Origin of the sequence: Vibrio sp. Isolate22 (genome assembly GCF_022398115.1) — a bacterium.
In the GTDB taxonomy this organism is placed as follows: domain Bacteria; phylum Pseudomonadota; class Gammaproteobacteria; order Enterobacterales; family Vibrionaceae; genus Vibrio.
This window is the reverse complement of the sequence record NZ_JAKEUW010000004.1, coordinates 110,203-122,617: the sequence shown is the minus strand read 5'-3', so window position 1 is coordinate 122,617 and position 12,415 is coordinate 110,203. Positions and strand designations below refer to the sequence as shown.

General features: G+C 43.3%; 10 protein-coding genes. 6 read left to right on the top strand and 4 right to left on the bottom strand.

All coding sequences use genetic code 11. The features are described 5' to 3' along the window. Positions 1-386 precede the first annotated feature (386 nt). Entirely contained in the window at positions 387-1,817 is a 1,431-nt protein-coding gene (nrfA, locus tag L1D55_RS04525; protein WP_239916652.1) for an ammonia-forming nitrite reductase cytochrome c552 subunit, read from the top strand. Between the two features lie 126 nt (positions 1,818-1,943). Beyond that, entirely contained in the window at positions 1,944-2,288 is a 345-nt protein-coding gene (locus L1D55_RS04520; RefSeq protein ID WP_239834790.1) for a rhodanese-like domain-containing protein, read from the top strand. 25 nt (positions 2,289-2,313) lie between these two features. On the opposite strand, the gene L1D55_RS04515 is transcribed toward L1D55_RS04520, so the two are convergent. Together L1D55_RS04515 and gyrA are read right to left on the bottom strand one after the other, a co-directional pair. After that, on the bottom strand, positions 2,314-2,943 hold the full coding sequence (locus L1D55_RS04515; RefSeq protein ID WP_239916651.1) for a tetratricopeptide repeat protein: 630 nt from the start codon (positions 2,941-2,943) through the stop codon (positions 2,314-2,316). A 167-nt stretch (positions 2,944-3,110) separates the two neighbouring features. Continuing rightward, complete coding sequence (gyrA, locus tag L1D55_RS04510; RefSeq protein WP_239916650.1) at positions 3,111-5,753, bottom strand: DNA topoisomerase (ATP-hydrolyzing) subunit A; 2,643 nt, start codon at positions 5,751-5,753, stop codon at positions 3,111-3,113. A gap of 258 nt (positions 5,754-6,011) precedes the next feature. On the opposite strand from gyrA, the gene ubiG reads away from it, so the two are divergent. The 4 genes from ubiG to yfaE all read left to right on the top strand — a co-directional run bounded on the left by ubiG (position 6,012) and on the right by yfaE (position 11,062). Further along, positions 6,012-6,755 carry a bifunctional 2-polyprenyl-6-hydroxyphenol methylase/3-demethylubiquinol 3-O-methyltransferase UbiG gene (ubiG, locus tag L1D55_RS04505; protein WP_102426442.1) on the top strand — a complete coding sequence of 248 codons (744 nt, stop codon included), beginning with the start codon at positions 6,012-6,014 and terminating at the stop codon, positions 6,753-6,755. A 509-nt stretch (positions 6,756-7,264) separates the two neighbouring features. Then, a complete protein-coding gene (gene nrdA / locus L1D55_RS04500) occupies positions 7,265-9,547 on the top strand; it encodes a class 1a ribonucleoside-diphosphate reductase subunit alpha (protein WP_239916649.1) in 2,283 nt (760 codons plus the stop codon). A 103-nt stretch (positions 9,548-9,650) separates the two neighbouring features. After that, positions 9,651-10,784, top strand: coding sequence for a class Ia ribonucleoside-diphosphate reductase subunit beta (nrdB, locus tag L1D55_RS04495; protein WP_239916648.1), 1,134 nt, complete (start codon positions 9,651-9,653; stop codon positions 10,782-10,784). Beyond that, positions 10,784-11,062 (top strand): class I ribonucleotide reductase maintenance protein YfaE, encoded by a 279-nt coding sequence (gene yfaE, locus L1D55_RS04490; protein ID WP_008222053.1) that lies wholly within the window; start codon positions 10,784-10,786, stop codon positions 11,060-11,062. Before nrdB ends, yfaE begins: the two co-directional genes overlap by 1 nt. A gap of 205 nt (positions 11,063-11,267) precedes the next feature. Here yfaE and napF read toward each other — a convergent pair whose 3' ends face one another. Both napF and L1D55_RS04480 read right to left on the bottom strand, forming a co-directional pair. Then, positions 11,268-11,780, bottom strand: coding sequence for a ferredoxin-type protein NapF (gene napF / locus L1D55_RS04485; RefSeq protein WP_239916647.1), 513 nt, complete (start codon positions 11,778-11,780; stop codon positions 11,268-11,270). Then, positions 11,780-12,346: a molecular chaperone gene (locus L1D55_RS04480; RefSeq protein ID WP_239916646.1), complete on the bottom strand. Its 567-nt coding sequence runs from the start codon at positions 12,344-12,346 to the stop codon at positions 11,780-11,782. Before L1D55_RS04480 ends, napF begins: the two co-directional genes overlap by 1 nt. Positions 12,347-12,415 lie beyond the last annotated feature (69 nt).

The following is a 12,415-nucleotide window of genomic DNA, read 5'->3' as shown; positions in this document are numbered from 1 at the left end:
GATATCAATTCTTATTTTGGATAAGCCACAACGCTTTCTATATTTAGGATATACCCCTAATTAGGTAATGCGAAATATGCAACGGGTAATATGTGAACACAATCACCCTATTTATTACAGGGGCATAATCGCTAATCCACTGTTATATATGATAATAATTCTCAATTAATTTCTTTCTACTTACCACTCGCATACCCCTTTAGGGTTATATAAACTTCAACGTGATTAAAGTCACTACCATTAATTGATCTAAAACAAGCAAACATCCGACTCGTAACAAAATGTGTTTATTTATGAATTAATATAAACAGCAATTCTCCAATTCTTAATTTGAATAGCAAACTCACAACGCTTGGTATAAAAATCAGTATATTGGAGATATCACTGTGAAAAAGCATTGGATACGTAATTCGGTCACAGCACTATTAATGGTTAGCGCGTCACTCGTAAGCGCGACCAGTTTTGCTGCGTCTGAACAAAAAGAAATTGGTGATCCTCGTAACGACCAGTTCGAGCAAAACCACCCTGATCAATATCATTCATGGAGACAAACGTCAGAGAGCAAAGCCATTGAAGACGCACTAAAAGAAGATCCAAATATGGTTATTCTATGGGCTGGCTACGGTTTCGCGAAAGACTACAACAAAGCCCGCGGCCACTTTTATGCGGTTGATGATGTAAGACAAACCCTTCGTACTGGCGGGCCAACCGACGAAAACTCTGGCCCAATGCCAATGGCGTGTTGGAGCTGTAAAAGCCCAGACGTGGCTCGTGTAATTGAAGAGCGTGGTGAAGACGGCTACTTCGAAGGTAAATGGGCTCGTCTTGGCAGCGAAATTGTCAATCCTATTGGTTGTGCTGACTGTCATGATACTCAGAGCGAAGGCTTTAAGAATGGCGAACCAGCACTAAAAGTTACTCGCCCTTATGTTGAACGTGCATTCGATGCGATCGGCAAGAACTTTGAGGAACAAGGTCGCTTTGACCAACAAGCCTCGGTTTGTGCACAGTGCCACGTGGAATATTATTTCACAGGTCCAACGAAAGGCGTTAAGTTCCCTTGGGATAAAGGCACTCGTGTTGAGCAAATGGAAGAGTACTACGATGAGATCGGCTTTAAAGATTGGACTCACAAAGTCTCTAAAGCACCTATGTTAAAAGCTCAGCACCCAGGTTACGAAACTTGGCGCGAAGGCATTCACGGCAAGAACAACGTTGCTTGTGTTGACTGTCATATGCCTAAAGTGACGAAAGAAGATGGCACCGTTTATACCGACCATAAAGTAGGTAACCCGTTTGACCGCTTCGAAGACACCTGTGCTAACTGCCATACTCAATCTAAAGAGACCATGCGTAACATCGTTTCAAGCCGTAAAGCGCAAGTACTAAACATGAAGCTTACTGCTGAGAAGCAAATCGTAGCCGCTCACTTTGAGGCTGGTGCAGCATGGGAAGCAGGTGCAACAGAGCAAGAGATGGCACCTATCTTACAAGATATCCGTCATGCTCAATGGCGTTGGGACTACGCTATCGCATCTCATGGTGTTCATATGCATGCACCAGAAGTCGCTCTAGAAGTTCTTGGTACAGCTGTCGACCGTGCAGCAGACGCGCGTACTAAGATTGTTCGTCTATTAGCGAAGAAAGGCATTACCGATCCAATCGAGATTCCAGATATCTCAACCAAGGAAGCAGCTCAAAAAGCGCTTGGAATGGATATGGATAAAATGAATGCTGAGAAGCAACACTTCTTAGACACAGTGGTACCTAAGTGGGAAGAGCAAGCTGAAAAGCGTGAAGCTAGCTACGAATACTAGTTCCGCCAAATAGACCAATAAGAGAAAACCAGTCACACTATAGTAGTGTGGCTGGTTTTTTTAGATTTGGGCACGCTCAACCGTCCCAACTTCACATTACCTTTTAGCTAATTCAAGGAACAAAGAATGAAGCACTTACTTTCGCTTTCAGCATTATGCATCGCACTATTAAGTTCAGGACTTCACGCCTCAGAACGAGCAGAAACAGGGTGGGAAATGATAGGGGAAGGTGCGCTTGTCGTTGATGTCAGAACACCAGAAGAGTTCAAGCAAGGGCATCTAGATAATGCGATTAACTACCCTCTTTCTGAGGTTGCAACGCACTTTGCTAGCATAGACAAAGCTCAGCCTATCGTTTTGTATTGCCGCAGTGGTAACCGCTCAGGGCAAGCATATCAGTATTTGAAAGCTCAAGGGTTTACACAGATCCACAACGCTGGCGGTTTAATTGAGATGCAAGAAAGTAAATAACTTAAAGGTTTGGGTGATACCAAGCTTAATGGATCATCTGTTTAGCTTGGTTGATCGAATGAATAATAGAAACACGATCAATACCTTTCTGGTTAGAGTCGAGGATTTGAGTCCATGCGTCGATCGCTTGTTGATAGCGCATACTGATGAAGTGATCGGTCGCTATCAACATCAATGCCGTACGATCGTTGGGATCAAGATTCATAGATTGCTTTAGTAGTCCTTTCACATCATCACTCATCGCCTGTGAGCTTAGGTAATATAAGGCGCTCGCTTTAGCTGCGTAAAGCCCAGAAGGTGCCTCTGGATCTAAACGAATCGCGTAGTCGTAACAGGTATAGGCTGCGTCAAACTCCCCTTTCTGCATATAGACACCACCTAATTTAAACCACAGATCTGATTGATTAGGATCTTGCTTAAGGCTCTGTTGAAGTTCGTTTTGGAAATCTGTTGCCGTGTAACTACTGTCGTCATCAGAAGAGAGTTGAGGAGTCACTTGCTTCATCTGCGACCAAACTAGAACGCTGGCTAGTATTGCAACAAGTGAGATAACAAGATTACCTTTGAGATTATTGGTATTTCTGTTTGATGCAACCACGATCACCACCAAGAACAAGCTCATTAGCAGCAAAGCAATCAGTAACCAGATATCCATTCCACTCTCCTTTCATCGACCTTTTTACTCTACCTTTTTCTCACTAAAACAATATTGATCGAGGTTTAGCTATTGGCTTTTAAACAAGTCACCGGCGAATTTTAGGTAATAAAAAACCGAGCACAACGGCTCGGTTTTTTGTCTCAACTTCTTAAAGAAGTGAAAGATTACTCAGTGTCTTGCTCGCTATCAGAAGCGTCTGATGCTTGCTCTTCACTTGACTCAGAAACCACTGGTGTTTCAGCGTTTACTACTTCAGCTTCGCCTTCAACTACCTCTGCTTCTTCTACTTCGTCGATACGTTGTAGACCTACAACATTCTCGTCGTCAGAAGTACGAATCAGTGTTACACCTTGAGTGTTACGACCAACTTGGCTCACTTCCGCAACGCGAGTACGTACTAGCGTACCTGCGTCGGTGATCATCATCATTTCATCGCCTTCTTCAACTTGAACTGCACCAACAACTGGGCCGTTACGTTCAGAGACTTTGATAGATACTACACCTTGCGTTGCACGGCCTTTCGTTGGGTATTCTGCTAGCTCAGTACGTTTACCGTAACCGTTTTGAGTCACAGTTAGGATATCGCCTTCGTTAGAAGGAACAATCAGTGATACCACTTGATCGTCTTCTGGTAGCTTCATACCACGAACACCAGAGGCAGTACGGCCCATTGCACGTACTTTGTCCTCGTTAAAGCGAACAACTTTGCCCGATTTAGAGAACAGCATGATGTCGCTATCACCGTTAGTGATGTCAACGCCAATCAATGAATCGTCTTCACGTAGGTTAACTGCGATTAGGCCGTTAGCACGCACGTTTGCGAATTGATCCAGAGATGTCTTCTTAACAGTACCGTCACCGGTTGCCATGAAGATGAACTTGTCGTTCGAGAACTCAGAAACAGGCAGAATAGCCGTAATGCGCTCACCTTCTTCTAGAGGAAGAATGTTAACGATAGGCTTACCACGAGCAGTACGACTTGCTAATGGTAGTTGGTAAACTTTCAGACGGTATGTCTTACCACGCGTAGAGAAACATAGGATGTTGTCGTGAGTATTAGCAACAAGCAGACGCTCAATATAATCCTCATCTTTCATCTTAGTTGCACTCTTACCTTTACCACCACGGCGCTGAGCTTCGTAGTCGCTTAGGATTTGGTACTTAACGTAACCTGCGTTAGAAAGCGTTACTACAACGTCTTCTTGAGCGATTAGCTCTTCCATGTCGATATCGTGAACCGCTGCAGTGATTTCTGTACGACGTTCGTCGCCATAGATTTCACGTACCGCTTCAAGTTCTTCACGGATCACTTCCATCAAACGCTCAGTGCTTGCAAGAATGTGCATTAGCTCAGCGATTTCTTCTAGAAGTGCTTTGTATTCGTCTAGAATCTTCTCGTGCTCAAGGCCAGTTAGGCGGTGAAGACGAAGTTCTAGAATTGCTTGTGCTTGTGTTTCCGTTAGGAAGTATTGACCATCGCGGATGCCGTATTGGTCTTCTAACCAATCAGGACGAGCTGCATCAGTACCTGCACGCTCAAGCATTGAAGCCACGTTACCAAGATCCCAACCACGAGACACTAAGCCAATCTTAGCTTCTGCCGGTGTTGGAGCGTTCTTGATAAGTTCGATAACTTCATCGATGTTAGCAAGTGCTAGAGACAATGCTTCAAGAATGTGTGCACGGTCACGCGCTTTCTTCAGTTCGAAGATAGTACGACGTGTCACAACTTCGCGACGGTGGTCAACGAAGCACTTAAGCATGTCTTTTAGGTTAAACAACTGTGGTTGGCCATTGTTTAGAGCAACCATGTTGATACCGAAAGTCGTTTGCAGCTGAGTTTGTGCGTATAGGTTGTTCAGAACAACTTCACCCACAGCGTCGCGCTTACATTCAATAACAATACGCATACCATCTTTATCAGATTCGTCACGTAGAGCACTGATGCCTTCTACTTTCTTATCTTTAACCAGTTCAGCAATTTTCTCGATCAAACGAGCTTTGTTTACTTGGTAAGGGATCTCAGTAACGATAATGGTCTCTTTGCCATTCTTGTCAGCTTCGATGTCCGCTTTTGAACGCATGTAAACTTTACCGCGGCCAGTCTTGTATGCATCTACGATGCCTTTACGTCCACTGATAAGTGCTGCTGTCGGGAAGTCAGGACCAGGAATGTAGTCCATTAGCTCATCAATCGTGATTTCTTCATTATTGATAAGTGCTAAACAGCCATCAACAACTTCACCTAGGTTATGAGGTGGGATGTTGGTAGCCATACCTACTGCGATACCAGAAGCACCGTTTACCAATAGGTTAGGAATTTTTGTCGGAAGAACTGCTGGGATTTGTTCAGTACCATCGTAGTTCGGTACGTAATCCACAGTTTCCTTATCAAGGTCAGCCAAAAGCTCGTGAGCAATTTTCGCCATACGAACTTCGGTATAACGCATTGCAGCCGCGGAGTCGCCATCGATAGAACCAAAGTTACCTTGGCCATCAACTAGCATGTAACGCAGTGAGAACGGTTGAGCCATACGAACAATTGTGTCGTATACAGCACTATCACCATGCGGGTGGTATTTACCGATTACATCACCTACTACACGAGCAGACTTTTTATATGGTTTGTTCCAATCATTACCTAGTACATTCATCGCGAACAAAACGCGGCGGTGTACTGGTTTTAGGCCATCACGCACATCTGGAAGGGCACGACCAACGATGACGGACATCGCATAGTCTAGGTATGAACCTCTAAGCTCATCTTCAATATTTACGGGCGTGATCTCTTTCGCTAGATCGCTCATAGAGCCATTTTCCCTCTATAGTCAGATCGTATATTTGAATACGTATAAGACCGAAAAATATAACACAAATTTACCTACGGAGGCATCACTTTCCCTATCCTTTTACCATCTTGTGACCCTTGTAGCCAATCAATTGATGAGAAATTGCACCTCAGCATCATATCTCGCTGAAACATGGTCACTTTACATCCAATAAATTCGCAAAATTGTAGATCTTCTGGTCAGCACGAAAAGGCAAGTTATAATGCCTGCAATTTCATGGATGCATTATTTAACTTGGAAATGCCGATTATGACTAAATCACAGAACGTAGACCCAGCAGAAATTAAGAAATTCGAAGACATGGCGTCGCGCTGGTGGGATCTCGAAGGCGAGTTTAAGCCTCTACACCAAATTAACCCACTTCGCCTAAATTACGTGCTAGAAAAAACCGAAGGCTTGTTTGGTAAAAAAGTCCTCGATGTTGGCTGCGGCGGCGGTATTTTAGCGGAGAGCATGGCTGTTGAGGGTGCAGTAGTCACCGGCTTAGATATGGGCAAAGAACCACTAGAAGTAGCACGTCTTCATGCTCTAGAAACCGGTACCAAGCTAGATTACATCCAAAGCACGATTGAAGACCATGCAGAGCAAAATCCACAAACTTACGATGTGGTGACATGTATGGAAATGCTGGAGCACGTTCCAGACCCACAATCTGTGATTACTGCGTGTTCAAAATTGGTAAAACCGGGTGGACACGTGTTCTTCTCTACGTTGAACCGTAATTTCAAATCTTACTTGTTCGCGATTGTTGGCGCAGAGAAACTACTTAGAATTGTTCCAGAAGGCACTCACGAGCATGACAAGTTCATTCGCCCAGCTGAACTTATCAAGATGATAGACAACACCCCACTTCAGGAATTAGGCATCACCGGCCTACACTATAATCCGTTAACAGACAGTTACCGTTTAGGACAAAACGTTGATGTTAACTACATAGTTCACACTAAAAATTTCGCCTAACGAATATCAATAAATCAACCGCAAAATTTTTTAATAAAAAAGACTAATAAAAAGAGTTGCAATTAACATAACTTTGCGACTTTTTTCAGTCTAAATTTCGTGCGCCAGCTTCCATTTTGACCACCTAGATTTAAATTTAATCGCCGAAAATCCATCGCTCATTTTGCCCAAAGATCAAGGGATTTTTTTTTATCGGCGTGCAAAAATAAAGCATCCTTAAAAGGCGAGTTTTATACAATCAAGTGACATCTAACCTCATCAGTTAGTGGTCACTTACAGTTTTTTTTCAATCCACCACTTATCCACAAGCAACCCCATTTCTTTGCCTTGAAAAATATCAGTTGTAGCACTATCTTGTAACCCAACAAACAAATGACCCCTATATGTTGTGTTTGAACTACAATGTATGGGTAGACCAAGATCACAAAGCCGAAACGTAATTTACAAAAATTACACAGAAATAGACAAAAACACGGCCTTGTTCAGTTTTGTTAGGGAAATTAAGCAGAATGAACCAACAACTTACTGTTACTAAGCGTAACGGGCGCAAAGAAACGATCGATTTAGAAAAAATCCATCGCGTGATCACATGGGCAGCTGAAGGCTTGCACAATGTTTCTGTATCACAAGTAGAATTGAAAGCTCACATTCAGTTTTACGATGGCATTACCACTACTGATATCCATGAGACAATCATCAAGTCAGCAGCGGATCTAATCTCTGAAGAGACTCCAGATTACCAATATCTTGCAGCACGTCTTGCAGTATTCCACCTACGTAAGAAAGCGTACGGCGAATACGAGCCACCTGCTCTTTACGACCACGTTGCAAAACTGGTTGATATGGGTAAATACGATAGCCACCTAATGGAAGACTACACGAAGGCTGAGTTCGATGAACTTGACTCGTACATCGACCACAAACGTGACTTAGATTTTTCTTACGCAGCGGTTAAACAGCTTGAAGGTAAATACTTCGTGCAAAACCGTGTAACGAAAGAAATCTACGAGAGTGCTCAGTTCCTTTACATTCTAGTTGCTGCGTGTCTATTCGCTAAATACCCGAAATCGACTCGTCTTGACTACATCAAACGTTTTTACGACGCATCATCTACGTTTAAGATTTCTCTACCTACACCGATCATGTCTGGTGTACGTACGCCTACTCGTCAATTCAGTTCTTGTGTACTGATCGAGTGTGGTGACAGCCTTGATTCTATCAACGCAACTGCAAGCTCAATTGTTCGTTACGTATCTCAACGTGCTGGTATCGGTATCAACGCAGGTCGTATCCGTGCACTTGGTTCTGAGATTCGCGGTGGTGAAGCGTTCCACACAGGCTGTATCCCTTTCTACAAATACTTCCAAACAGCAGTAAAATGTTGTTCTCAAGGTGGTGTTCGTGGTGGTGCGGCAACGGTATTCTACCCACTATGGCACGGTGAAGTTCAGTCTCTATTAGTACTGAAGAACAACCGTGGTGTTGAAGAGAACCGTGTTCGTCACATGGATTACGGCGTACAGCTGAACAAGCTTATGTACTCTCGCCTAGTTCAAGGTGGCAACATCAGCCTGTTCTCACCATCTGACGTACCTGGCCTATACGACGCGTTCTTCGAAAACCAAGAGCGTTTTGAAGAGCTGTACGTTAAGTACGAAAACGATCCGTCAATCAAGCGTGAAACAGTAAAAGCAGTAGAGCTATTCTCTCTATTAATGCAAGAGCGTGCTTCTACTGGTCGTATCTACATTCAGAACGTTGACCACTGTAATACACACAGCCCGTTTGATTCTGAAGTTGCACCTGTTCGTCAATCTAACCTATGTCTAGAAATCGCGCTGCCAACTAAGCCGCTTTCTAACGTAGAAGATGACGAAGGCGAAATTGCACTATGTACGCTTTCAGCATTTAACCTTGGCGCAATCAACGAACTGGATGACCTAGCAGAGCTTTCTGAGCTGGTTGTTCGTGCTCTAGACGCACTTCTTGATTACCAAGATTACCCGCTTCCAGCAGCATACAAGTCGACAATGAACCGTCGTACTCTAGGTGTAGGTGTTATCAACTACGCATACTACCTAGCGAAGAATGGTGTTAAGTACTCTGACGGCAGTGCAAATGGCCTGACTCACCGTACTTTTGAAGCGATTCAATACCACCTACTAAAAGCGTCTGTTGAACTAGCGAAAGAGCAAGGCCGTTGCCCATCTTTCCACGAGACTAACTACGCGAAAGGCCTACTGCCAATCGATACTTACAAGAAAGATATCGACTTAGTATGTGATGAGCCTCTGCACTACGATTGGGATGCGCTACGTGAAGAGATCATGGAGCACGGTCTGCGTAACTCTACGCTAACTGCGCTTATGCCTTCAGAGACTTCGTCTCAAATCTCGAACGCGACTAACGGTATCGAGCCACCACGTGGTTACGTATCAGTGAAAGCATCGAAAGACGGCATCCTGAAGCAAGTGGTTCCAGATTTCCTAAATCTTAAAGAGAACTACGAGCTACTTTGGAACATTGGTTCTAACGACGGTTACCTGCACCTAGTGGGTATCATGCAAAAATTCGTTGACCAAGCTATCTCTGCAAACACTAACTATGATCCAAGTGTTTACGATAGCGGTAAAGTACCAATGAAGAAGCTGCTTCAAGACCTACTGACTGCATACAAGTTTGGTGTTAAGACGCTTTACTACCATAACACTCGTGATGGTGCTAAAGACGACCAAGGCGACGCAGTAACAGTGCCGGAAGAAGGTTGTGAAGGCGGCGGTTGTAAGATCTAAACCGCAGTAAAAATATTAAGACCCCAGAGAAGTTATCTTCTCTGGGTTTAAAGCATTAACAGGGTTCGTTTTATAACGAGTCTTTAAAGGATTTGAGGCATTTATGGCTTACAGTACTTTTTCTCAGAATAAAAATGACCAACTAAAAGAACCAATGTTCTTAGGTCAGTCGGTTAACGTTGCACGTTACGACCAACAAAAATTCGAAATCTTCGAGAAGCTTATCGAGAAGCAGCTTTCTTTCTTCTGGCGTCCAGAAGAAGTAGACGTGTCTAGCGACCGTATCGACTACAACAAGCTTCCTGAGCATGAAAAGCACATCTTCATCTCTAACTTGAAGTACCAAACACTGCTTGATTCTATCCAAGGCCGTAGCCCGAACGTTGCCCTACTTCCATTGGTATCACTACCAGAAGTTGAAACTTGGATTGAGACTTGGTCTTTCTCTGAAACGATTCACTCTCGCTCTTACACGCACATCATCCGTAACATTGTGAATGATCCAGGCCTAGTATTCGACGACATCGTTGAAAACGAAGAGATCCTAAAGCGCGCTAAAGACATCGCGTTTTACTACGACGACCTTATCCAGCTAACTGCGGATTACCACCGCTACGGTGAAGGCAACCACAACATCAACGACGAAGACGTTAAAATTTCACTTCACGACCTGAAGAAGAAGCTTTACCTATGTCTAATGTCGGTAAACGCACTAGAAGCAATTCGTTTCTACGTAAGTTTTGCATGTTCATTTGCATTCGCTGAGCGTGAGCTTATGGAAGGTAACGCGAAAATCATCAAGCTAATCGCTCGTGATGAAGCACTTCACCTGACTGGTACTCAGCACATGATCAACTTGCTACGTAACGGTCAAGATGACTTCACATTCATGCAAATCGCAGAAGAGTGTAAGCAAGAGTGTTTCGACCTATTCAAACAAGCGGCTGAACAAGAAAAAGAGTGGGCAGAATACCTATTCAAAGATGGTTCTATGATTGGTCTAAACAAAGATATTCTTTGCCAATACGTTGAGTACATCACTAACATCCGTATGCAAGCTGTTGGTCTTGGTACTGCTTACCCAGAAGCAACATCGAACCCAATTCCATGGATCAACGCTTGGTTATCTTCTGATAACGTACAAGTTGCTCCACAAGAAGCTGAAATCAGTTCTTACCTAGTTGGTCAGATCGACAACGAAGTGAAAGCTGACGACTTTGAAGGATTTGAGCTGTAATGCCAACAATCAAAATCAACAAGCTAACTTCAATTGAATCTAACCCTTCAAATACGCTATTGGAAACAATGGAACAGGCAGGGTTAGAGCCAGAATACAACTGCCGTGATGGCCACTGTGGTGCTTGTCGCTGTACATTGGATTCTGGTGAGGTTGAGTACGTTGGTTTTGCAATGGCTTACACACAAGGCAACGAGATTTTGCCTTGTATCTGCAAAGCGAAATCCGATCTGTCGTTGAGTAACGTGATTCATCGAAACAAGCAAAAACGCGCTTAATTCGTTCGACTTGTTTCGAATCGCATGAATTACACGGCAATTCGAAAGCTTGAAGAAGTACAGCGAAATAGGGTTCGCCTCCTCTGGGAGTACGGACCCTTTTTTATTTTAATACATTGCTATTTGAATACCTTGCTTTCTCAATACTCACTCTACCGCTGATTACTAAGACTTCCTGTCGGCTGCGACAACACTCCGGCCTTTCTTAATGAGTGAGGCTCAACGTCACTGAACCGATGTAACAAGCGCTTCTACACTCCCCACAGCCATTACACCTATCTAAAGCGACGCTAGGCAGTTCACCAGCTTCAATCTTTATGGCGCCCGCTGAACAAGCAGTCTGACAGGCATGACAATCCATTTGCATGTAGTTATTGCAGCTATCAGCAAAGTTAGGTTTCAAATCAATGTAAGGCGCTACCGTAGGGTGAAGTGCACCAGTCGGACACGCTTCACTGCATTTGTTGCACATTGAACAGCTGTTGTAATCCAAATTGAGCAGCGCACTGCCCTCTTGTATCTCAATGACACTATTTGGGCACGCTTGCTCACACAAGCCACAGCCGTCACACAGACGCTCAAACAGCACCTCATCAACGGCTCGTGGTGGCCTAGAATGTAAGCGCTGTGATTTCTCTTCATAACTGGCTGCGGCTTTAACAGGTTTAGACAACCGAGTTAAAAAACCACGCCTATTTGAATTTATTTGCTCAGACATTAATCAATATATAACTTTTCATTAGAAACGATTAATTTATATTCAGATGTTAGGTAATTAAGCCAATCAATTACACTAACTGATAGCTTCTTATAAAAAGATAGTTCTGAGTTTTTATTTAGAAGTTCTAGATATACAAAAGACCAAGTTAATAAATGAGATTCAAGCAATTCACGAGCTGAATTTATATTATTATTTTCTAACAAATAGGCGTGAGCGAATAACATTAAACCAAACTGATCTTCGGGCTCTCTTAAGCCGGTATCTAATTCAATTTGATTTAATTCTAAAAACTGTCGGTACGCGACCGTTGACTCGCCAAACACAACGCGGTCTTTATCGAGGTAAACCGAGCCCCAAGGTGGTGCTGGCATCTCTCCAACCCCTTCAAACAGGCGACTAAACTCGGCTGTTAACTCATCCTCCTGTTCATTTTGAAGTGCTAATAAACAATCTTCTGATAATACTTGGTTCTCAACGAGAGCTTGAACAATCTCTATTAACTGCTCTTTACTTTTTGCTTGATAGAATATTGAACCAAGTAATTTATTCGTATCGATAATCATTATTATTTACATCGTGATAGGTTTTAAAACTAATTATATAAATTAAAACTTTTCATTCTTTGATCTAAT

Bases quoted from the DNA above. Each gene is read 5' to 3' on its own strand.
- L1D55_RS04520 (WP_239834790.1), top strand. From the start codon at position 1,944: ATGAAGCACTTACTTTCGCTTTCAGCATTATGCATCGCACTATTAAGT.
- L1D55_RS04515 (WP_239916651.1), bottom strand. From the start codon at position 2,943: ATGGATATCTGGTTACTGATTGCTTTGCTGCTAATGAGCTTGTTCTTG.
- gyrA (WP_239916650.1), bottom strand. From the start codon at position 5,753: ATGAGCGATCTAGCGAAAGAGATCACGCCCGTAAATATTGAAGATGAG.
- ubiG (WP_102426442.1), top strand. From the start codon at position 6,012: ATGGATGCATTATTTAACTTGGAAATGCCGATTATGACTAAATCACAG.
- nrdA (WP_239916649.1), top strand. From the start codon at position 7,265: ATGAACCAACAACTTACTGTTACTAAGCGTAACGGGCGCAAAGAAACG.
- nrdB (WP_239916648.1), top strand. From the start codon at position 9,651: ATGGCTTACAGTACTTTTTCTCAGAATAAAAATGACCAACTAAAAGAA.
- yfaE (WP_008222053.1), top strand. From the start codon at position 10,784: ATGCCAACAATCAAAATCAACAAGCTAACTTCAATTGAATCTAACCCT.
- napF (WP_239916647.1), bottom strand. From the start codon at position 11,780: ATGTCTGAGCAAATAAATTCAAATAGGCGTGGTTTTTTAACTCGGTTG.
- L1D55_RS04480 (WP_239916646.1), bottom strand. From the start codon at position 12,346: ATGATTATCGATACGAATAAATTACTTGGTTCAATATTCTATCAAGCA.